The organism is Serratia sp. Ag1 (genome assembly GCF_000743355.1).
Lineage (GTDB): Bacteria > Pseudomonadota > Gammaproteobacteria > Enterobacterales > Enterobacteriaceae > Chania.
The window spans coordinates 172,393-193,940 of record NZ_JQEI01000026.1; the positions used below are offsets into that span (position 1 = coordinate 172,393).

The window sequence follows — 21,548 nt, forward strand, 5'->3', positions numbered from 1 at the left end:
GTTTTGCGATTTGGCGCAATAACTGGCTACCTAAAAATAAGTAAGGTGTGGGGACGTTTTTTTGACGCAGCGCGCCCGATTGCGCTGAGTGAGTGTGAATTTAACGCAGCCGATGTTGCAAGTGAGAGATGAATGTCGAATAAACCGTTCCATTATCAAGATCCGTTCCCGCTGAAAGAAGACGATACCGAATATTATCTGCTAAGCCGTGAGCACGTTTCTGTCGGCGAGTTTGAAGGCCAGGAAATCCTCAAAGTTGCCCCGCAAGCCCTGACCCTCCTTGCCCAGCACGCTTTCCACGACGCTTCATTTATGCTGCGCCCTGTACACCAGCAGCAAGTGGCCGATATCCTGAGCGATCCTGAAGCCAGTGAAAACGACAGATACGTGGCGCTGCAATTTTTGCGTAACTCAGAAATCGCCGCCAAGGGGATTTTGCCAACCTGCCAGGATACCGGGACTGCAATCATCGTCGGCAAAAAAGGCCAGCGTGTCTGGACCGGCGGTGGCGATGAAGCCGCCCTGTCGCGCGGGGTGTACAACACCTTTATCGAAGACAACCTGCGTTATTCGCAAAACGCTGCGCTGGATATGTATAAAGAGGTCAATACCGGCAGCAACCTGCCTGCGCAAATCGATCTCTATAGCGTGGATGGCGAAGAGTATAAATTCCTGTGCATCGCCAAAGGCGGTGGTTCGGCGAACAAAACCTACCTGTATCAGGAAACTAAGGCGCTGCTGTCACCGGGTAAGCTGAAAGATTATCTGGTAGATAAAATGCGCACGCTCGGCACTGCCGCGTGCCCGCCATATCATGTGGCTTTTGTGATCGGCGGTACTTCGGCAGAAGCGACGCTGAAAACCGTGAAACTGGCCTCGACCAAGTACTACGATGGCCTGCCAACCGAAGGCAACGAACACGGTCAAGCGTTCCGCGATGTAGCGTTGGAACAGGAATTGCTGAAAGAAGCGCAAAACCTCGGTTTGGGCGCTCAGTTTGGCGGTAAATACTTCGCGCACGACGTGCGTGTGGTACGTTTGCCGCGCCACGGGGCGTCCTGCCCGGTGGGTATGGGGGTATCCTGTTCGGCTGACCGCAATATCAAAGGCAAAATCAACCGTAAAGGCATTTGGCTGGAGAAGCTGGAGCATAACCCAGGCAAATTTATTCCGCAGGAACTGCGTCAGGCTGGTGAAGGTGAAGCGATCAAGGTCGATCTTAACCGCCCGATGGCTGAAATCCTCAAGCAACTGTCGCAGTATCCGGTTTCTACTCGCCTTTCCCTGAGCGGCACCATTATTGTTGGGCGCGATATTGCGCACGCCAAGCTGAAAGAGCGTCTGGATCGTGGTGAAGGTTTGCCACAATACGTGAAAGATCACCCGATCTACTACGCAGGCCCGGCAAAAACCCCAGAAGGCTATGCTTCCGGTTCATTGGGGCCAACGACCGCCGGGCGTATGGATTCGTACGTTGATCTGCTGCAGTCGCACGGTGGCAGCATGATCATGCTGGCGAAAGGCAACCGCAGCCAGCAGGTGACCGATGCCTGCCATAAACACGGTGGGTTCTATCTTGGCAGTATCGGTGGCCCAGCGGCTGTGTTGGCGCAGCAGAGCATCAAGAGCCTGGAATGCGTGGAATATCCTGAACTGGGGATGGAAGCGATCTGGAAAATTGAAGTGGAAGACTTCCCGGCATTCATCCTGGTGGATGATAAGGGCAATGATTTCTTCCAGAAAATTCAGGAATCACAGTGCGCGCGCTGCGTGAAGTAACCCGATAGATAGCCGCCCGGTAGCGGGCGGCTAATGGCTAGCCACTGATCAGCTCCCACCTAAACCTCATTCCATCAGCGCATCTGATTCTTCTGTTGCACAATATCGGCCATCACGGCCAGCGCGATCTCTGCCGGAGTTTTGCTGCCGAGTGGCAGGCCGATGGGGGCGTGGATGCGCTCTAGCTCTTGAGGGCTGAATTCTGCGATCTGCTGTAGCCGCTGGCGGCGGCGTTCGCTGTTACGCATGGATCCCATGGCACCAATGTAAAACGCCGGGGTATAGATCGCCTCCATCAACGTTAAATCATCCATGCGTGGATCGTGCGTCAGCGCCACAATCGCAGTGTTGGCATGGCAGCCCCCTTCTTCAATAAATTTTGCCGGAAATTGCCGCAGCAAAGTGATGTGGGGTTTGAGTTGGCTGGCGAAGTTATCCAGCGCTTCCGGGCGGTTTTCACAAACCAGTACTTCAAAGCCTAACGCACTGGCGAAATCGGCACAAAACAGCGCCACGCTGGAAAGCCCGGCAATCAGCAACCTTGGTGCTGCGGCGATATGTAATGTGATCGTCTGCTGATCGCGTACCACTTGAGTTGTGCTGGCAAAGTGGGTGGTTTCCAGGCTGTGACAGGCATTGGGTAGGGTCAGGCGCTTGACCAGGGCATGGTGGCCAGCTAACGCCTGGGCGATAGTGCGCATGTAAGCAATGCTGGTGTCACCAGCGGGCAGGTGCTCGATCAACACATCCAGAACGCCGCCACAAGGGAGGGCAACGCTGGGGGTTAATCCTCCCGCACCGTAGCGTACCACTTGGCTGGCAGCTTGATACTCGCCAGCTGCCAAGCGGCGTAGAAAGTCTTCCTCCACACAACCACCGGACAGTGAACCACAATAATACCCGTCGGCGCTCGCCACCATCAGCGCTCCAGGTGAGCGTGGGGAGGAACCGTAGGTATTGAGCACGGTACACAACCACACCGGTTGCTGTTCTAGCCAGTTGATTGCCTGGCTGACTACAGTGATATCAAGGTGTTGCATTAGTGAGTTTACTCGTTGCCTGCCAAGGATGATGGCAGAAGTTTATCTTGCCGCGCCATACGGCACTGGGTCAGTTCCCCGCTTGGCTCAGGCACTCAAACCGTCATGATACCGGTTGCCATCCCACTGGCGCTTGTTTGCGCAAATGATGAACCTTGCGGAGAATTCAAGTGTTTTTTATCTGTAATTTTTTTGAAGCCGGAATGTTAATTCTTACATAATTTCGCTGATAGGCATATGCTTATAGCTCCTCCGGCAAGGTTACTGACGTTTGCGCAACAAATCCGCTAAAAACGAATTATCCCTATTTGCTCTGCGATGGCGCTCTTGGTCATTGAGGCAAATGGTGGATACATAAAGATGCAAAGGACATTTTATGAGCACTTTTAACCCATCACGACGCCGCTTTATCAAAGGCACCGTGATTGCGGGGGTATCGGTTTACCTCGCTCCCCTCTACAGCCGCGCTTATGCCGCGCTGTTTGAGCAGAAGATCCTGCAATCACCAAACTGGGACGCGCAGGCCAGGCGTATCCGTTACCGTATTGATGGCCGTTCCAAAGTGATGGGGCAGAAAGTATTTGCCCGCGATATCCGTGCTGTCGACATGCCGCACTGGCCGCAAAAACAGGCGCACGCCTTTATTATCCGGGTAACCAAGGCCGATCGCCTGTTTACCGGCATTGATCTTTCTCTGCTAGGCGACGATCTGCAGCCGGATCGCTTAGTGACTGCGGAAGCTCTGGCACGTGATGGCCTGGCGTTTCCCGCGTTTTATGGTGACGACATGCTGTTGCCTACGGGGAAAACGCCTGCTTATCTCGGCCAGGCGGTGGCGATCCTGATTTATCATGATTTTGCCCGTTTCCGCTTTGCCAAAGATAAGCTGAAATTCCGCGCTGAAGTGGTTCAGTATGGCAGCGAAACCGGCCCTCTACAGCGCGATCCTTGGGGCAGTTTCCGCTTTGTACGCGTGGGGGGCGAGCAATCTTCCGACGACGATCGTTTCTCCAGTATGAAGGACAGCCCGATTTTCCCGCTGGCGATGAGGAGACACTTGCCGGTCTGGCCAGAAGGGCGCGAAGGCGGCAAGCTGGATCAGGAAGGTATGTATTACGCCGGTATGATTGAGGAACAATTACAGACTCCACCGGCTAACTGGTTGGTTATGTCGCGCCACTATACCACGCAATCTGCCGATACTTCTGCATTGGAGCCTGATAACGCCAACGGCTGGTTTGATAGCACCACTCAAACGTTGCATCTGGTGATCCCAACCCAGTCGCCGCAAGAGGTGGCTGAACAGATGCCACAGATGTTGGCTAAACACCATTTACCCGTCAAACAGTTGATCCTGCACCCTTGTTATACCGTCGGTTATGGTTCAAAAGACCACTATAACTTCCCGTATTACGGTGCCGTTGCCGCGTTATATGGCAATGGGTTACCGGTACGGTTAGCCAATGATCGCTATGAACAGTTCCAGACGTCGATCAAACGTCATGCTTTCGATATGAACTACCGGATTGCGGTAGACAAGCAGACAGGCGTGTTGCAAGCGTTCCAAGGGGCGATGACGGCGGATGGCGGTGGGCGCAGCAACTTTACCCCTTCGGTGGTGATGGTGGCGGCCACGGCGGCACAGTCGATTTACTATTTCCCGAAAAGCGATCTTTCTGCGGTGGGATTGGCCTCGCGCGCTATTGATGCCGGTTCCGCCCGTGGTTATGGCACCCTGCAAAGTATGGCTGCCACCGAAATGATGATTGACGAACTGGCTGAAGAACTGAAGCTTGATCCGATCGAGTTCCGTTTGCGCAACGTACTCAAGTCCGGCATGAAAAATACGCAAGGTGCGATCCCTGCAGGGGCGATTTGCGCCGACGAAGTGTTGGAGAAGGCCGCGCAGCATGAAATGTGGCGCAATCGTGCCGAGCGCAAGGCGGAATTTGAGCGGCAAAACCCAGGTAAACGCTATGGGGTAGGCTTCGGTTGCGTACAAAAAGACTTTGGCACCGGGGCTGAAACCTCGTTTGCGCGGGTAGAGCTGAGTGAAGATGGGCGAATTACTCTTTACCACAGTGGAGCGGAAATGGGCACGGGGATGTCGACCTCTCAGTCCGTGCTGTGCGCACAATGGCTGGGTAAACCAGCGGATGAGGCTCATTTCTCGGTGACCGATTGGTCGCTGTTACCGATGGTGACCAGCGGTGACCCTTACCTGATGTCGCAGGAAGAGCAGGACAAACTGCAAACCAACCCGAATTGGACTCCAAGCTACTGTTCACCTTCCAGCGCCAGTAACTCTGCCTACTATTTCTCTCACAGCACGCGTGAAGCTGCGCGAGTGCTGTTTGAGCAAGGCTTGTGGCCTGCCGCGTTGGCGATCTGGCAATCCGGTATTGGTGGCGGCCAGGCGGCTCCGTTGGTGGTGCGCAAAGAAGAGGCTCGCTGGGTGGAAGGGGGCTTAACGGCGGCAGGGATGCAGATTTTGCCGCTGGAGTTGTTAGCGAAGAAAGCCTACCAGATGGGCACTCTGACTGGGGCGATTGTGCATGTGTTCAACCGCTGGCAGTGGGCTGAAGCTGAATTCATGCTGAATAATCAAAGCGAGCGTTTGCCGATCGACGGGCTAGCGGTGCGCAATGGCAGCGGCGAGTTTAAAAATCTGGCGCGTGATCAGGTGTTTTATCCGCCCACCCAGCGTAATAACGCTGCTGTGACCTATTACAGTGCCGTTGGTACTTTGGCAGAGATCGCGGTGGATCTCGCTACCGGCAAGGTCGAATTGTTGAATCACCATTCGATTATGGAGTGCGGCAATCTGATTGTGCCTGAGCTGGTTTCGGGTCAGTTGCAGGGCGGGTTGGCGATGGGGATCGGCCATGCGTTGCATGAGTATCACCCATTATATGAAGACGGGCCGGGTAACGGCACCTGGAACTTTAACCGTTACCATTTACCGCGCGCCAGCGATGTGGCGGTCTGGAAGCAGACCGGTGACATCCTGCCAGCGTTGTCGGAAACCGATCCCCCGAAAGGGATGGCGGAAGTGGTGATGATTCCGGTGGTGGCAGCATTGGTGAACGCCATTGCCCATGCGACTGGGCATCGTTTCCGTGATTTGCCTGTCCGCGCTGAGAATATTCTTGAGGTATTAGCATGAGCATTAAAACCCAACCCATTACTCTAACCGTCAACGGTAAACAGGTCGGCCCCATCGAAGTGCCGGAAGGGCTGATGATGATCGACTTTTTACATGAATATCTCGATCTCACCGGTTGCCGTCTCGGTTGCGGGCAGGGGATCTGCCATGCCTGCGTGGCAATTCTCGATCATCCGAGCGGCACCAGCGAAGAAGTTCGCACCTGTATTACCGGTGCGCACTTTTTCAACGGCAAACAGGTACGAACCATCGAAGGCCATGCAGCTGTGGACACTCAGGGGGAAGTGGTAGAACTTTCACCGATTCAACAGGCGTTTCTTGAGCATTACAGCTTTCAGTGTGGTTATTGCACGCCGGGGTTTGTCAATGCAGCGACCATTTTTGTTGAGCGACTGAAACGTGAGCCGATCCGGCATGAGCAATTGGAAGAGGCGATTGCGCAAGCTCTGGAGAATCATATTTGCCGCTGTACCGGCTATGTGCGTTATTACGAAGCGGTGCGTGATGTGGTGTTGAAAACGCCTGGTTTGCTTAAGGAGACGGCGTGATGAAAAAACGTCTTGCACTGTGGATGGTGCTGATTGTGGTGATTGTGATCGCCGTTTTGTGGTGGCGGGAAAACCGTCGCTATGACGGCCCAATCCAGCAAGTGACTGCCAGCAGCGAGCAGATTGCTCACGGGCGTTACCTGACGCAGGCCGCTGATTGTGCGGCTTGCCACACCGCCTCCGGTGGTGCTCCGCTGGCAGGCGGCTATCCGATGGAAACGCCATTTGGCACCATTTATGGCAGTAACCTGACGCCTTCGGCAGACCACGGTATTGGCCGCTGGACTAAAGATGATTTCTTCCTGGCACTGACCCAAGGGGTGGCTCCTGGGGGGCGTCATTTGTACCCGGCGATGCCTTATACCTCCTACAAAGGGATGTCGCGCGAAGATGCGGATGCGATTTATGCCTACCTGATGTCGCGCCCTGCGGTCGATGTTGCGATACCGAAAAACGACATGCCATTCCCGTTCAACCAGCGTATGGCCATGATTGGCTGGAATTTACTGTTCCGTGACAGCGATCCATTACCTGCCAGTTCACAGGGATCTTCTGCCGAGTGGCTGCGTGGCCGTTATCTGGCCGATGTGCTTGGCCACTGTGGCGAATGCCATACGCCGCGCGGCAGGTTCGGGCAGATGGAGTTGAGTAAGCCGATGCAGGGGGGCGAACTGGGGCGGTTTATGGCACCGGATCTTACGCCCGAAGTGCTGGCACAACGTGGTTGGACGCCAGACGATCTGAGCCGTTTCCTCAGCACCGGCATAGCACCACAAGGCTCTGCCTTTAGCGAAATGCACACGGTCGTTGCGCTCAGTACCCGCCATTTGACGCCAGAAGATCATCGGGCATTGGCAACTTATCTGATGGGCGATAAACCCCCGCAGGCGGTTACGGCTAAAATAGGGCAGGGTAACGAAGCCGGGCGTATCACTTATCTTGACCAGTGTTCGGGGTGCCATGAGCGTGATGGTGCGGGTATACCGCACGTGGCAGTGGCAATGCGGGATAACGCTACGCTGCGCCAACCGGATGGCAAAAATCTGATCGTTTCGGTGCTGGATGGCCTACCCGCGCAGCAGTTCCCTGGCAACGAAAGCATGCAGAGCATGCCGGGTTTTGCCGATCGACTGAATGACGCGCAAATTGCGGAGCTGGTCAACTATCTGCGGGTGACCTGGGGAGGATTACCGGGGGACATCACCGCTGAGCAGGTGAAGGCACTGCGTAAAGCTGAGTAGTGGCGCTGCCATTGAGGTTGATGTTTTAACTCGAGAGAGGCCCGCAGATGCGGGCCTGTTAAATAATATTGATATCAGCGGGTTGTTGAGCCAGCAGGCCCTTGGCTGCGCTGCTTGATAAAGTAGCCGATACCAAGAATGACCAGCCAGACCGGGATCAGTAAAACGGAGATCTTGATGCCCGGTGTCAGATACATGATCACCAGAATCCCCGCCAGAAACGCCAGGCACAGATAGTTACTGAACGGATACCAGAAGGCTTTGAACTTCGGCTGAACTCCTTCACGGTTTTTGGCCGCGCGGAATTTCAGGTGGGCCAGGCTGATCATCGCCCAGTTGATCACCAGAGCAGACACCACCAGCGCCATCAGCAGTTCAAAGGCACGGCCAGGGATCAGGTAGTTAATCAACACGCACAGCGCGGTGGCCAGCGAGGAAAGGCCAATGGCGATAATAGGCACGCCACGGCGATCCACTTTCAGCAAGGCTTTCGGGCCATTGCCCTGCTTTGCCAGGCCGTACAGCATGCGGCTGTTGCAGTAGACGCAACTGTTGTATACCGACAGTGCCGCTGTCAGCACCACAATGTTCAACACGGTAGCGACCAGATTGCTGTTCAGCGCGTGGAAGATCATCACAAACGGGCTGCCGCCTTCAACCACTTTACCCCATGGATACAGTGACAGCAGAATCGTCAGGGAACCGATATAGAACAGCAGGATACGGTAGATCACCTGATTGGTGGCTTTGGGGATGCTTTTCTCTGGGTTATCGGCTTCGGCAGCAGTGATGCCCACCAGTTCTAACCCACCGAAGGAGAACATGATCACCGCCATTGCCATCAGCAGCCCCATGGTGCCGTTCGGGAAGAACCCACCTTGTGCCCACAGGTTGGTGATGGTCGCTTCCGGGCCGCCCATGCCGCTGAACAACAGATAGGCACCAAACACAATCATGCCGATAATCGCCACCACTTTGATAATGGCGAACCAGAACTCCAGTTCACCGTACACTTTTACGTTGGACAGATTAATGGCATTAATGGCGAGGAAGAACACGGCGGCGGAGACCCAGGTTGGGATTTCTGGCCACCAGTATTGCACGTAAATACCAACGGCAGTCAGTTCAGCCATGGCCACCAGCACATACAGCACCCAGTAGTTCCAGCCTGACGCGAAGCCCGCAAAATGCCCCCAGTACTTATAGGCAAAGTGGCTGAAGGAACCCGCAACCGGTTCTTCTACCACCATTTCCCCTAGCTGACGCATGATCAGGAAAGCAATAAAACCGCCAATAGCATAGCCAAGTATGACCGATGGACCGGCCATCTGTATTGTTTGAGCGATACCGAGGAATAATCCGGTACCGATAGCGCCACCTAAGGCAATCAACTGAATATGGCGGTTTTTCAAACCGCGTTTCAGCTGATCGCCATGTTGTTGACCATCCATCAATAAACCCTCTGTGGTTGCATAACCCTCACCGCTGTAAAGCAACGATTACGGTTTTTGTTAATTTTTGTTTACGGTGATATAGATGTTAATTCTATGCGGCCGCTACACTTTGGCAAAGAATAGTGATAAGTGCGGCGATTTGCACCTCTTTGTTGCGTGAGTGCTTAATATTGCAGCAGTTTAGGCAACAAAATGCGGACTGTGTGATAAGTGAAGGGTTTATGTGCACGAAATAAGCAATAAATCACATAACGCGCAAGAATAGGCTGTATCCCCTGTTTCTTTCGACGAAATAACGCGCAGCACGTCACAAAACCTGATGATCCCCCCGTCTAGAGAGCTAACCAAAGGTTTCGTAAACGTTAAATCCACCATCTACCTCGTAAATGGTATTACCAAGATTGAGTTATCAGCTTGCAACAGCCTGGCGTTTGAGTTGTTAAAATGTGCGAGAACCGTGATTTCAATCAATGCCTATATGGACAGCTGGTGAATACTTTGTTACTTTACCGTCACGTTTTTGCAATTGGTATTACCAATTGACTCCGCGCCATTCGCAGAGAAGAAATCACTCATGGCCTACAGCAAAATCCGCCAACCCAAGTTATCAGACGTCATCGAGCAGCAGCTTGAATATCTGATTCTCGAGGGCACGCTGCGTCCAGGCGAAAAACTGCCCCCGGAGCGCGAACTGGCGAAACAATTTGATGTTTCCCGCCCTTCTCTGAGAGAGGCAATTCAGCGCCTTGAAGCCAAAGGCTTGCTTCTGCGTCGCCAGGGCGGTGGCACTTTTGTACAAACTAACCTCTGGCAAAGCTTCAGCGATCCGCTGGCTGAACTGTTGGCTGACCATCCCGAATCACAATTCGATCTGCTCGAAACCCGTCATGCTCTTGAAGGTATCGCGGCTTATTATGCAGCGTTGCGTGGCACCGACGAAGATCTGGCGCGCATCCGCGACTGCCACCATGTGATTCAGCAGGCGCAAGACAGTGGCGATCTCGATGCCGAAGCCGATGCGGTCATGCAGTATCAAATCGCCGTGACCGAAGCGGCACATAATGTTGTGTTACTGCACCTGTTGCGCTGCATGGGGCCTATGCTGGAACAGAACGTCCGTCAGAACTTTGAATTGCTCTACTCGCGCCGAGAAATGTTGGCAAAAGTGAGTAGCCACCGCGCCGGGATTTTTGAGGCGATTGTGGCACGCGAGCCGGAAAAGGCCCGTGAAGCCTCGCATCGCCATTTGGCGTTTATCGAGGAAATTTTGCTGGATCTCAGCAGAGAACATACCCGGCGCGACAGATCGCTTCGGCGACTCCAGCAACGCAAGGATTAAGAGCGGTTCTCCTCAGGGCAACACCAGCCTGTGGGGATAAAGCTCGGGGTGCTTATTTGGGCACTTGAAGCGGCAACTATACCCGATGGATGGCAAGTTACGGCCAGCAACGCTGTAGCTTGAAAGACGGAGGGAATAAACTGATGAGCCTGTCTTCGTGTGTTCTGTTGCAGAACGCAGGAAGACAGGCTCCAAACAAACCATTAGACAGATAAGGAATACCACCATGTCAGAACGTTTAAACAATGACGTGGATCCGATCGAAACCCGCGACTGGCTGCAGGCGATCGAATCGGTCATCCGTGAAGAGGGTGTTGAGCGAGCTCAGTTTCTGATAGATCAGGTATTGGGTGAAGCCCGCAAAGGCGGTGTTAAGGTTGCAGCAGGCTCGGCAGCCAACCACTATATCAACACCATCGCGGTAGAAGACGAACCTGAATATCCGGGTAACCTGGATCTGGAACGCCGCATTCGCTCAGCGATCCGCTGGAATGCCGTGATGACCGTTCTGCGTGCATCCAAAAAAGATCTGGAACTGGGTGGCCATATGGCTTCGTTCCAGTCTTCCGCGACCTTCTATGAAGTCTGCTTTAACCACTTTTTCCGTGCGCGCAACGAGAAAGACGGCGGCGATCTGGTGTACTTCCAGGGCCACATCTCTCCGGGCGTTTATGCACGTGCCTTCCTTGAAGGCCGCCTGACCGAAGAACAAATGAATAACTTCCGCCAGGAGATTCACGGCAAAGGCCTGTCTTCTTATCCGCATCCAAAATTGATGCCGGAATTCTGGCAGTTCCCGACCGTTTCTATGGGTCTGGGCCCAATCAGCGCCATTTATCAGGCTAAGTTCCTGAAATACCTGGAGCATCGTGGCCTGAAAGACACCTCTGGCCAGACCGTTTATGCCTTCCTGGGTGACGGCGAGATGGACGAGCCGGAATCCAAAGGGGCGATCACCATCGCGACCCGCGAGAAGTTGGATAACCTGGTATTCGTCATCAACTGTAACCTGCAACGCCTGGACGGCCCGGTTACCGGTAATGGCAAGATCATCAACGAGCTGGAAGGCATCTTCGCCGGTGCTGGCTGGCAGGTACTGAAAGTGATCTGGGGTGGCCGTTGGGACGAACTGCTGCGTAAAGACACCAGCGGTAAACTGGTGCAGTTGATGGGCGAAACGCTGGACGGCGATTATCAGACCTTCAAATCCAAAGATGGCGCTTACGTGCGTGAGCACTTCTTTGGCCGCTACCCGGAAACCGCCGCGTTGGTGAAAGATATGACCGACGACGAGATCTGGGCACTGAACCGTGGTGGTCACGATCCGAAGAAAGTCTATGCTGCACTGAAAAAAGCACAGGAAACCAAAGGTAAAGCGACCGTTATCCTGGCCCATACCATCAAAGGTTACGGCATGGGTGACACTGCGGAAGGTAAAAACATCGCTCACCAGGTGAAGAAAATGAACATGGAAGGGGTTCACCACTTCCGCGATCGTTTCAATGTGCCGGTGGCTGATGCAGATATCGAAAAACTGCCGTTTATCACCTTCGACAAAGATTCTGCAGAGTACAAATATCTGCACGAACGCCGTCAGGCGCTGCATGGTTACGTGCCAACCCGCTTGCCTGCGTTTACCCAGAAACTGGAAATGCCTGCGCTGTCAGACTTCAACTCATTGTTGGAAGAGCAGAATAAAGAAATTTCTACCACCATCGCCTTTGTGCGTGCCCTGAACGTGATGCTGAAGAACCCGTCGATCAAAGATCGTCTGGTGCCAATCATTGCTGACGAAGCGCGTACCTTCGGGATGGAAGGTCTGTTCCGCCAGATTGGTATCTACAGCCCGAACGGCCAGCAGTACACCCCGCAAGACCGTGAGCAGGTGGCGTACTATAAAGAAGACGAAAAAGGCCAGATCCTGCAGGAAGGTATCAACGAGCTGGGTGCAGCCTCTTCATGGCTGGCCGCAGCAACCTCCTACAGCACCAACGATCTGCCAATGATCCCGTTCTACATCTACTACTCAATGTTCGGGTTCCAGCGCATCGGCGACCTGTGCTGGTTAGCGGGCGATCAACAGGCGCGCGGCTTCCTGATCGGCGGTACTTCAGGCCGTACGACCCTGAACGGCGAAGGTTTGCAGCACGAAGATGGCCACAGCCACATTCAATCGCTGACCATTCCTAACTGCATCTCCTACGATCCGGCTTACGCGTATGAAGTGGCAGTGATCATGCATGACGGCCTGGTGCGCATGTACGGTGACGCGCAGGAAAACGTCTACTACTACCTGACCACGCTGAACGAAAACTACCATATGCCAGCGATGCCACAGGGCGCAGAAGAAGGTATCCGTAAGGGTATCTACAAGCTGGAAACGCTGGCAGGCAGCAAAGGCAAGGTTCAGTTGCTGGGTTCTGGCTCGATCCTGCGTCACGTGCGTGAAGCGGCACAAATCCTGGCGAAAGACTACGGCGTGGGTTCTGACACCTACAGCGTGACCTCCTTCACTGAGCTGGCGCGTGATGGCCAGGATTGTGAGCGTTGGAACATGCTGCACCCAACCGAAACTCCGCGTGTGCCTTATATCGCTCAGGTGATGAACGACGCGCCAGCCGTGGCGTCTACCGACTACATGAAGCTGTTCGCAGAACAGGTTCGTACTTACGTTCCAGCAAGTGATTATCGCGTACTGGGTACAGACGGTTTCGGTCGTTCTGACAGCCGCGAAAACCTGCGTCACCACTTCGAAGTTGATGCTTCTTACGTGGTGGTTGCTGCACTGGGTGAGCTGGCTAAACGCGGCGAGATTGAAGCTTCTGTGGTCGCTGATGCGATTAAGAAATTCGATATCAACCCAGAAAAAGTCAACCCACGTCTGGCATAAGAGGTAAATAGAATGTCTATCGAAATCAAAGTGCCGGACATCGGTGCAGACGAAGTTGAAATCACCGAAATTCTGGTGAAGGTCGGCGATAAAGTGGCCGTTGAGCAGTCGCTGATTACCGTTGAAGGCGACAAAGCCTCGATGGAAGTGCCCTCGCCGCAGGCCGGCGTGGTGAAAGAGATCAAGGTTGCCGTGGGCGATAAAACTGAGACTGGCAAACTGCTGATGATTTTTGAGGCAGAAGGTGCAGCTGCATCTGTGGCCAAGGCTGAAGAAAAACCAGCAGCGGCTCCGGTAGCCGCTGCCGCCAGCGCAGCTAAAGATGTTGAAGTCCCGGACATCGGCGCAGACGAAGTGGAAGTCACCGAGATCCTGGTGAAAGTCGGCGATACCGTAGCGGCTGAACAGTCGCTGATCACCGTTGAAGGCGATAAAGCCTCGATGGAAGTACCGGCACCGTTCGCTGGCACCGTGAAAGAGATCAAAATCAACACTGGCGCTAAAGTGAAAACTGGTTCGTTGATCATGGTGTTTGAAGTAGCAGGTTCAGCTCCGGTGGCTGCGGCAGCACCAGCAGCGCCTGTAGCCGCTCCGGCCACCAGCGCAGTGAAAAACGTTGAAGTGCCCGATATCGGTGGCGACGAAGTCGAAGTGACCGAAGTGATGGTGAAAGTGGGCGATAAAGTGGCCGCTGAGCAGTCACTGATCACCGTTGAAGGCGATAAGGCTTCGATGGAAGTGCCAGCTCCGTTTGCCGGCACTGTCAAAGAAATCAAAATCAGCACCGGCGCTAAAGTGAAAACCGGCTCGCTGATTATGGTGTTCGAAGTGGAAGGGGCTGTACCAGCCGCTGCTCCTGCACAAAAAGCAGAAGTGGCACCGGCTCCGGTCAAGCAGGAAGCACCAGCCGCTGCTCCGGTTGCCGCTGCAGGCAAAGGCGAGTTTGCCGAAAACGATGCTTACGTGCATGCAACACCGGTCATTCGCCGTCTGGCGCGTGAGTTCGGCGTAAACCTGGCGAAAGTGAAAGGCACCGGGCGTAAAGGCCGTATTCTGCGCGAAGACGTTCAGGCTTATGTGAAAGACGCGGTGAAACGTGCTGAAGCCGCTCCAGCGGCAAGCGGTGGCGGCCTGCCAGGTATGCTGCCGTGGCCGAAGGTGGACTTCAGCAAATTTGGTGAGATCGAAGAGGTTGAAATGGGCCGCATCCAGAAAATCTCTGGTGCCAACCTGAGCCGTAACTGGGTGATGATCCCGCACGTGACTCACTTCGACAAAACGGATATCACCGATCTGGAAGCGTTCCGTAAGCAGCAGAACGAAGAAGCCGCCAAGCGTAAGCTGGATGTGAAATTCACCCCGGTGGTGTTTATCATGAAAGCCGTTGCAGCCGCTCTGGAACAGATGCCGCGTTTCAACAGCTCGCTGTCTGAAGATGGCCAGAAGCTGACGCTGAAAAAATACATCAACATCGGCGTGGCGGTTGATACGCCAAATGGCCTGGTGGTTCCGGTGTTCAAAGATGTGAACAAGAAAAGCATCACGGAACTGTCCCGCGAACTGATGACGATCTCCAAAAAAGCGCGTGATGGTAAGCTGACCGCAGGCGAAATGCAGGGCGGTTGCTTCACCATCTCCAGCCTGGGCGGTATCGGAACGACTCACTTTGCGCCGATCGTTAACGCACCGGAAGTGGCTATCTTGGGTGTTTCCAAGTCTGCTATCGAGCCGGTCTGGAATGGTAAAGAGTTCACGCCGCGTCTGATGATGCCGATGTCGCTCTCCTTCGACCACCGTGTGATTGATGGTGCTGATGGTGCGCGCTTCATCACCATTATCAACAATATGCTGGCCGACATTCGCCGTCTGGTAATGTAATGAAAAAGGGGCACAGCATACTGTGCCCTTATTATTTAGCAGCAGTTTTGTCGGGTTGTTGCATGACTCGACAGAATTGTTGAGACATGCGGCACCTGAACACGCTTTGCAGACTATTAACAATTCTGTAAACTGCACGCGGTGTAAGCGTCCCGGTGGATGAAGGGCGTTATGAGATCGATTAATAGTATACCCAATGGATTTCAAGTTGCAGCTAGGCGGCAAATTCGTGAATCCCCAGGAGCTTACATAAGTAAGTGACTGGGGTAGCGAATGAAGCCAACAACGCTGTAGCTTGAAAGACGCAGGGTATAAAAAATGACGTCTGACCCGCCGGACAAACAATTAAGAGGTCATGATGAGTACTGAAATTAAAACTCAGGTCGTGGTACTTGGGGCGGGCCCGGCAGGTTATTCTGCTGCCTTTCGTTGCGCTGACTTAGGTCTTGAAACTGTTCTGGTAGAGCGTTATTCCACGTTGGGTGGGGTTTGCCTGAATGTGGGTTGTATCCCTTCCAAAGCACTGCTGCACGTTGCCAAAGTGATCGAAGAAGCCAAAGCGCTGGCTGAACACGGCATCGTTTTCGGTGCGCCGAAAACTGACATCGACAAAGTGCGGGTCTGGAAAGAGAAAGTCATCAATCAGTTGACCGGTGGTCTGGCTGGGATGGCTAAAGGCCGTAAAGTGAAGGTGGTCAATGGCCAAGGTAAATTCACTGGCGCTAATACTCTGGTTGTTGAAGGCGAAAATGGTACCACCACCATTAACTTCGACAACGCCATCATTGCTGCGGGTTCTCGCCCGATCCAATTGCCATTTATTCCTCATGAAGATCCACGTGTGTGGGATTCTACTGATGCACTGGCGCTGAAAACCGTTCCAGAGCGTATGCTGGTGATGGGCGGCGGTATCATCGGCCTGGAAATGGGCACCGTATACCATGCGCTGGGTTCGAAGATCGACGTAGTTGAAATGTTCGATCAGGTGATCCCAGCCGCTGACAAAGACGTGGTCAAAGTCTTTACCAAGCGCATCAGCAAGCAGTTTAACCTGATGCTGGAAACCAAAGTGACGGCGGTAGAGGCCAAAGCAGACGGTATCTATGTCACGATGGAAGGCAAAAAAGCGCCTGCAGAACCACAGCGTTACGACGCGGTGCTGGTAGCGATTGGCCGTGTGCCAAACGGTAAGCTGCTGGATGCGGGCAAAGCCGGTGTGGAAGTGGACGAGCGTGGTTTTATCCATGTCGACAAACAACTGCGCACCAACGTGCCGCATATCTTCGCTATCGGTGACATCGTCGGTCAGCCAATGCTGGCGCACAAAGGCGTGCATGAAGGCCACGTTGCCGCTGAAGTTATCGCTGGCATGAAGCACTACTTCGACCCGAAAGTGATCCCATCGATCGCTTATACCGAACCAGAAGTAGCATGGGTTGGCCTGACCGAGAAAGAAGCGAAAGAGAAAGGCATCAGCTACGAAACTTCCACCTTCCCGTGGGCGGCTTCTGGCCGTGCGATCGCTTCTGATTGTGCAGACGGTATGACCAAACTGATCTTCGACAAAGAAACTCACCGTATCATCGGTGGTGCGATTGTCGGCACCAACGGTGGTGAACTGCTGGGTGAAATCGGTCTGGCTATTGAGATGGGTTGCGATGCAGAAGATATCGCGTTGACTATCCACGCTCACCCAACCTTGCACGAATCTGTCGGCTTGGCCGCAGAGATTTACGAAGGTAGCATCACCGATCTGCCAAACCCGAAAGCCAAGAAGAAGTAATTCTTCCGACTTGCAAGAATAGATAAGCGGCTCCTGTTGAGGGGCCGTTTTTTATTATCCGCTCTTACCCCTCTCCAAGAGAAGGATTTCTCCTTCGGTATTACCCCAGTACGTTTCCCAGTTGAAAGATAGGCAAGTACATGGCGATGACCAAGGCACCGACAATGCCTCCAACCACCATCATCAACATAGGCTCCAGCGTTTGCGCTAATGTATCGGCGAGTTCATGCGTCTGTTGTTCATGCCAATGTGCCAGTTTCCCTAACAGGATATCGAGGGTGCCGGATTCCTCTCCAACCCGGACTAGCTGTTGGCACAAAGAGGGAAATAACCTTTGCTGGGCTAAGGCCGTGTGGAAAGGATGCCCTTGCGTCAGTTGTTGCTGAATCGCCTCCAGCGCTTGGCGATAAAACAAATTGCCCACCGACAGCGTGGCGGCATGCAACCCCTCAACCAGCGTTAGCCCTGCCTGCTGGGTCATGGTCAGAATGTGGAATATCTGGCTGAGAGAGTTACCTTTAATCAATGAAGAAATCAGTGGGATGCGTAATAGAGCCGCCTGTTCACGCTGTTGCCAATCTGCCAGCGGATGCAACCAGCGCAGATAAAACCCTATCAGCCCCGCCATAGTCACCAGCAGATAAGGCCCGGCCCCGATCAGGAGCGTAGAGAGATCCAGTAACCCTTGAGTAAACCAGGGAAGTGGTGCATTGAATGATTGATACACTTTGGCAAATTCCGGCAGCACCATCACTAACATCAGGATACTGACCAGTATGGCGACGGCGCAGATAAACAACGGGTAGCGCAGGGCTTTTGCCACTTTTTTCTGCAATTTCTGCTGGGCTTCCTGCTGTTGTGCCAACTGTAGACAGCAACGGTCAAGATTACCGGTCAGTTCACCGATGGCGATCAACTGGCGATAGATCAAGGGGAACACGGCCTGCTGCTCGCTGATGACTTCGGAAAAAGGTTGCCCCAGCGCCACTTTGTTGCTGATTTCCTGCAGCAGACAGCGCCAGGCTGCCGACTGATGCTCTTTGGCTAACAGCTGTAGGCTGTTTACCAGCGGTAGCCCGGCTTGCAATAAGGTAGCTAGCTGGCGGGTAAATTGAACCATCGGTTCGCCGCGCCAGAGGCGTTGGGCGATGCGTTGCCCACCGCTGATGTGATAAGGCTGTAGCCCCAGCTCAAGTAATTGCTGATAGACCTGGTTTTTATCATCAACCATTAACTCCCCCTGGCGGATCCCGCCATGGGAGTCGATAGCCTGCCATAAATACAGGCGGCGCGTTTTCATGTTGTCACCTCGCTAGCGGCTGCGACGCCAACGACACGGTATACCTCTTCCAAAGAGGTGATGCCCTGGGTTGCCAACGTTAAGCCAGCTTGCAGCAGCGTCACTTGCCCCTGCTGTTGCGCGATGTCTGCCAGTTGCGTTGCTGAGGCGTTCTGCAATAGCGCGTTTTGCACTTCAGGCGTGATGCTCATCAGTTCGTAAAGGCCAATGCGCCCGTAATAGCCACCGAAGCAATGTTCGCACCCGCTTGCACTCCACGGGATCAATGGTTCAGGCCATAGGCTTGCCGGGAAACGCACGGATTCATCCTGCGGGTAACGGCAGTGTGAGCATAAACGCCGTACCAAACGTTGGGCGATGATTAGCTTCAGGCAGGCGGCGAGCAGATAACCAGGAATACCCATTTGTGTCAGGCGCGTCAGGGTTTCGCTGGTTGAGTTGGTATGCAAAGTAGAAAGCACTAAATGCCCGGTTTGCGCGGCTTTGACCGCGATCTCGGCAGTTTCTCTATCGCGGATCTCGCCGATCATGATGACATCGGGATCCTGGCGCAACAGTGCCCGCAGCACGCGGGCAAAATCGAGATCGGTTTTGCTGTTGATCTGGGTCTGATTAATGCCAAATACCGGGATCTCGATGGGATCTTCCACGCTGCACAGGTTGCTTTGTACATCGTTCAACTGACGCAGGCCGCTGTAAAGCGTGACGGTTTTGCCGCTGCCTGTGGGGCCGGTGACCAGAATCATGCCTTGCGGACTGGCAAGAGCGTTAGCATATAGCCCGAGCGCTGCGGTGGCCATGCCGAGCTGTTCGAGAAGCAGTTCCTGACGATCGGTTTGCAGGATCCTCAGTACCACTTTTTCTCCGTGCAGCGTCGGGAGAGTCGAAATGCGCATAGAGAAACTGGCATGATCCAATTGTACGCTCAGTTGGCCATCCTGCGGCAGGCGGCGCTCTGCAATATCTAGCTGACCCATGATTTTCAGCCTGGCGATAATACGCGCGGCTAATGGGAAAGGGGGCGAGGTGATGGCTTGCAAGACACCATCAATTCTTACCCGCACGCGAAACTTTTGCTGGTAAGGTTCAAAATGCACGTCAGAAGCTCGCCGTTGGATAGCATGGCGCAAGGTTTGATTAATAAATTGCACCACTGGCGTATCACTGTCGTCGTTAAGCGAAGGGGCACTCTCTTCTAAAGCCGTTGGTGCAGGGGGGATATCGGGCGATTGCCACTGATTCTGCGCCTGTTCCAGGCGGGCGAGCGGCCACTGTTCAACCACAATACTTTTGCCTGCGGCAAAACGCAGTGCCTGCACCAGAGCGGGTGGGATCTCGCCGTGCAGGGCAATCGTCAGTTGCAGTGGGGTTTCGTTGAGCGCGACTGCCTGATAGCGTCGGCACAGGGTGTGGATTTCATCGCTGATGCTCATGGTGGCCACCCTCACTCAGCCGCATCGTCAAAACGGAAAACTTCCTGGCAGGTTTCCTGTAGGTTACTGTCGTTGCTGCTGCATTGACGCGTCCAACGGATGAGGCCTGAGGGATCTTGTACCGGAGTCAGCGTGGTTGTCAGCCCTTGCAGGCTCTGTGCCCCAGTCAGGCTGATCGCCCCTTGAGTGACCTCAATTTTACTGACGTAGCGTGAAGCCATTCCGGCAGGGATGCCTTTGCTACCGGCGTTACAACCGGTTGGGCTGCCGTTTTCCAATGAGCAGAGTTCGACCGCCATTTTGTAAGGCGTCATGGCCTGCAACATGTCGGTCATCGCCGCTTTCTGGATATAGCGTTGATAAGCGGGGATGCCGATTGCGCTCAATATGGCGATAATCGCAATAACAATCATTAATTCGACCAAGGTAAAACCGCGTTGTGTTGCCATCTGTTGTTCCCTCCCAATAAGTGTGGGGGCAACGTTAAAGCGCCCTGTGTCTGGTGGCGAGCGGCGAATGCAAATTGTGCGCGGGCTTTTCAGGGCAAAGTGTCAGCGTTGCGGGCGGTTGAAAAATAATGCGTGGTATTTCGCAAATCGTGGAGGAAAAGTGCCTCTCTGCAACGGCAAAGAGGCGCTTCTTAGGCAAGGATTATTTAAAACGCATTGATAAGTCGAGTGCGGTGACGTGCTTGGTCAGCGCTCCCACCGAGATATAGTCCACGCCGGTTGCGGCGAATTCACGCAGCGTTTGGTGGGTGACATTACCAGAAACCTCGAGCTGAGTTTTCCCCTGTGCCAAGGCAACGGCACTGCGCATCATCTCTACGCTGAAATTATCCAGCATCACGATGTCGGCACCGGCATCCAGCGCTTGCTGCAGTTCATCCAGTGATTCCACTTCCACTTCTACCGGCACGTCGGCGTGCAGTTGGAAAGCTTTCTCCACCGCATTTTTAATCGAGCCCGAGGCAATGATATGGTTTTCTTTAATCAGGAAGGCGTCAGAAAGGCCCAGACGATGATTGCTGCCACCGCCGCACAGCACGGCATATTTTAGCGCGGTACGCAGGCCTGGCAGCGTTTTACGTGTATCCAGCAGGCGGGTTTGCGTATCTTTAAGCAGTTCAACGTAATGGCTGACAGCGGTAGCGACACCAGAAAGCGTCTGCACGAAATTGAGCGCGGTACGCTCACCGGTTAGTAAGATCCGTGCCGGGCCGTTCAGGTGGCACAGGGGTTGGTTGGGTGCCAGACGATCGCCATCTTCCACCAGCCATTCAATGTTTACCTGAGCACCCAGTTGCGTAAACACTTCATTCAGCCAGCGACGGCCACAGAAAATGCCTGCTTCGCGGGTGATTATGGTAGCTTCGGCCAGTTTGTCTGCAGGCAGTAACTGCGCCGTAATATCGCGTGCGGCATCCACTTCGCCACCCAGGTCTTCTTTCAGCGCCTGGGCGACGGTGTAAGGAATATCACTTTCAATACGTTCAAGAAGCGCGGTACGGCGGCTGTCGGCACTATAGCGGCGTGTCGGCATAGAAAACTCCGGAATGGACGGTAGGTTTGTAAGCGAGCATGCTACTCTGTTGCGAAAGTAAGTACCACCACAGAGAGCGGGCAGATACCGTTGGTGTCTGGTGAGGACACTGATCTACAAGGTTATCTGATATCTTTGAAGCAGCCAGCGGCGCC

At 53.9% G+C, this 21,548-nt stretch carries 14 protein-coding genes; 8 read left to right on the forward strand and 6 right to left on the reverse strand.

All coding sequences use genetic code 11. The annotated features are described in order from the left end of the window. The first annotated feature begins 132 nt into the window (after window positions 1-132). A complete protein-coding gene (fumA, locus tag IV04_RS16850) occupies window positions 133-1,779 on the forward strand; it encodes a class I fumarate hydratase FumA (RefSeq protein WP_037401809.1) in 1,647 nt (548 codons plus the stop codon). A gap of 74 nt (window positions 1,780-1,853) precedes the next feature. Here the strand turns inward: fumA and IV04_RS16855 are convergent, their stop codons facing one another. After that, entirely contained in the window at window positions 1,854-2,819 is a 966-nt protein-coding gene (locus tag IV04_RS16855; protein ID WP_037401811.1) for an XdhC family protein, read from the reverse strand. Between the two features lie 376 nt (window positions 2,820-3,195). On the opposite strand from IV04_RS16855, the gene IV04_RS16860 reads away from it, so the two are divergent. The 3 genes from IV04_RS16860 to IV04_RS16870 are packed head-to-tail and all read left to right on the forward strand — an operon-like array spanning window position 3,196 to window position 7,774. Then, a complete protein-coding gene (locus IV04_RS16860; protein ID WP_037401813.1) occupies window positions 3,196-5,985 on the forward strand; it encodes a xanthine dehydrogenase family protein molybdopterin-binding subunit in 2,790 nt (929 codons plus the stop codon). After that, on the forward strand, window positions 5,982-6,533 hold the full coding sequence (locus IV04_RS16865; RefSeq protein ID WP_037401815.1) for a (2Fe-2S)-binding protein: 552 nt from the start codon (window positions 5,982-5,984) through the stop codon (window positions 6,531-6,533). Before IV04_RS16860 ends, IV04_RS16865 begins: the two co-directional genes overlap by 4 nt. Beyond that, entirely contained in the window at window positions 6,533-7,774 is a 1,242-nt protein-coding gene (locus tag IV04_RS16870) for a cytochrome c (RefSeq protein ID WP_037401817.1), read from the forward strand. The genes IV04_RS16865 and IV04_RS16870 overlap by 1 nt, the downstream gene beginning before the upstream one ends. Window positions 7,775-7,848: 74 nt before the next feature. Here IV04_RS16870 and IV04_RS16875 read toward each other — a convergent pair whose 3' ends face one another. Then, window positions 7,849-9,225: an amino acid permease gene (locus IV04_RS16875; RefSeq protein ID WP_037401819.1), complete on the reverse strand. Its 1,377-nt coding sequence runs from the start codon at window positions 9,223-9,225 to the stop codon at window positions 7,849-7,851. A 577-nt stretch (window positions 9,226-9,802) separates the two neighbouring features. Here IV04_RS16875 and pdhR point away from each other — a divergent pair. From pdhR to lpdA, 4 genes are all read left to right on the forward strand, one after another. After that, a complete protein-coding gene (gene pdhR, locus IV04_RS16880; protein WP_037401821.1) occupies window positions 9,803-10,567 on the forward strand; it encodes a pyruvate dehydrogenase complex transcriptional repressor PdhR in 765 nt (254 codons plus the stop codon). 226 nt (window positions 10,568-10,793) lie between these two features. Beyond that, a complete protein-coding gene (gene aceE / locus IV04_RS16885; RefSeq protein WP_037401823.1) occupies window positions 10,794-13,457 on the forward strand; it encodes a pyruvate dehydrogenase (acetyl-transferring), homodimeric type in 2,664 nt (887 codons plus the stop codon). 12 nt (window positions 13,458-13,469) lie between these two features. Continuing rightward, the gene (gene aceF / locus IV04_RS16890; protein WP_037401825.1) at window positions 13,470-15,335 is read left to right on the forward strand and encodes a pyruvate dehydrogenase complex dihydrolipoyllysine-residue acetyltransferase; all 1,866 of its coding nucleotides are present in this window, start codon (window positions 13,470-13,472) and stop codon (window positions 15,333-15,335) included. A gap of 358 nt (window positions 15,336-15,693) precedes the next feature. Continuing rightward, window positions 15,694-17,118 (forward strand): dihydrolipoyl dehydrogenase, encoded by a 1,425-nt coding sequence (gene lpdA, locus IV04_RS16895; protein ID WP_037401827.1) that lies wholly within the window; start codon window positions 15,694-15,696, stop codon window positions 17,116-17,118. Between the two features lie 100 nt (window positions 17,119-17,218). Here the strand turns inward: lpdA and hofC are convergent, their stop codons facing one another. The 4 genes from hofC to nadC all read right to left on the reverse strand — a co-directional run bounded on the left by hofC (window position 17,219) and on the right by nadC (window position 21,393). After that, window positions 17,219-18,418 carry a protein transport protein HofC gene (hofC, locus tag IV04_RS16900; protein ID WP_037401829.1) on the reverse strand — a complete coding sequence of 400 codons (1,200 nt, stop codon included), beginning with the start codon at window positions 18,416-18,418 and terminating at the stop codon, window positions 17,219-17,221. Beyond that, on the reverse strand, window positions 18,415-19,851 hold the full coding sequence (gene gspE / locus IV04_RS16905) for a type II secretion system protein GspE (RefSeq protein ID WP_037401945.1): 1,437 nt from the start codon (window positions 19,849-19,851) through the stop codon (window positions 18,415-18,417). The genes hofC and gspE overlap by 4 nt, the downstream gene beginning before the upstream one ends. Before the next feature lie 11 nt (window positions 19,852-19,862). Beyond that, complete coding sequence (ppdD, locus tag IV04_RS16910) at window positions 19,863-20,300, reverse strand: prepilin peptidase-dependent pilin (RefSeq protein ID WP_037401831.1); 438 nt, start codon at window positions 20,298-20,300, stop codon at window positions 19,863-19,865. Window positions 20,301-20,502: 202 nt separating this feature from the next. Next, a complete protein-coding gene (gene nadC, locus IV04_RS16915) occupies window positions 20,503-21,393 on the reverse strand; it encodes a carboxylating nicotinate-nucleotide diphosphorylase (protein WP_037401834.1) in 891 nt (296 codons plus the stop codon). Between the last annotated feature and the right edge of the window lie 155 nt (window positions 21,394-21,548).

What these genes read in the sequence shown, in the direction of transcription:
- fumA (WP_037401809.1), top strand. Translation starts at nt 133, where the DNA reads ATGTCGAATAAACCGTTCCATTATCAAGATCCGTTCCCGCTGAAAGAA.
- IV04_RS16855 (WP_037401811.1), bottom strand. Translation starts at nt 2,819, where the DNA reads ATGCAACACCTTGATATCACTGTAGTCAGCCAGGCAATCAACTGGCTA.
- IV04_RS16860 (WP_037401813.1), top strand. Translation starts at nt 3,196, where the DNA reads ATGAGCACTTTTAACCCATCACGACGCCGCTTTATCAAAGGCACCGTG.
- IV04_RS16865 (WP_037401815.1), top strand. Translation starts at nt 5,982, where the DNA reads ATGAGCATTAAAACCCAACCCATTACTCTAACCGTCAACGGTAAACAG.
- IV04_RS16870 (WP_037401817.1), top strand. Translation starts at nt 6,533, where the DNA reads ATGAAAAAACGTCTTGCACTGTGGATGGTGCTGATTGTGGTGATTGTG.
- IV04_RS16875 (WP_037401819.1), bottom strand. Translation starts at nt 9,225, where the DNA reads ATGGATGGTCAACAACATGGCGATCAGCTGAAACGCGGTTTGAAAAAC.
- pdhR (WP_037401821.1), top strand. Translation starts at nt 9,803, where the DNA reads ATGGCCTACAGCAAAATCCGCCAACCCAAGTTATCAGACGTCATCGAG.
- aceE (WP_037401823.1), top strand. Translation starts at nt 10,794, where the DNA reads ATGTCAGAACGTTTAAACAATGACGTGGATCCGATCGAAACCCGCGAC.
- aceF (WP_037401825.1), top strand. Translation starts at nt 13,470, where the DNA reads ATGTCTATCGAAATCAAAGTGCCGGACATCGGTGCAGACGAAGTTGAA.
- lpdA (WP_037401827.1), top strand. Translation starts at nt 15,694, where the DNA reads ATGAGTACTGAAATTAAAACTCAGGTCGTGGTACTTGGGGCGGGCCCG.
- hofC (WP_037401829.1), bottom strand. Translation starts at nt 18,418, where the DNA reads ATGAAAACGCGCCGCCTGTATTTATGGCAGGCTATCGACTCCCATGGC.
- gspE (WP_037401945.1), bottom strand. Translation starts at nt 19,851, where the DNA reads ATGAGCATCAGCGATGAAATCCACACCCTGTGCCGACGCTATCAGGCA.
- ppdD (WP_037401831.1), bottom strand. Translation starts at nt 20,300, where the DNA reads ATGGCAACACAACGCGGTTTTACCTTGGTCGAATTAATGATTGTTATT.
- nadC (WP_037401834.1), bottom strand. Translation starts at nt 21,393, where the DNA reads ATGCCGACACGCCGCTATAGTGCCGACAGCCGCCGTACCGCGCTTCTT.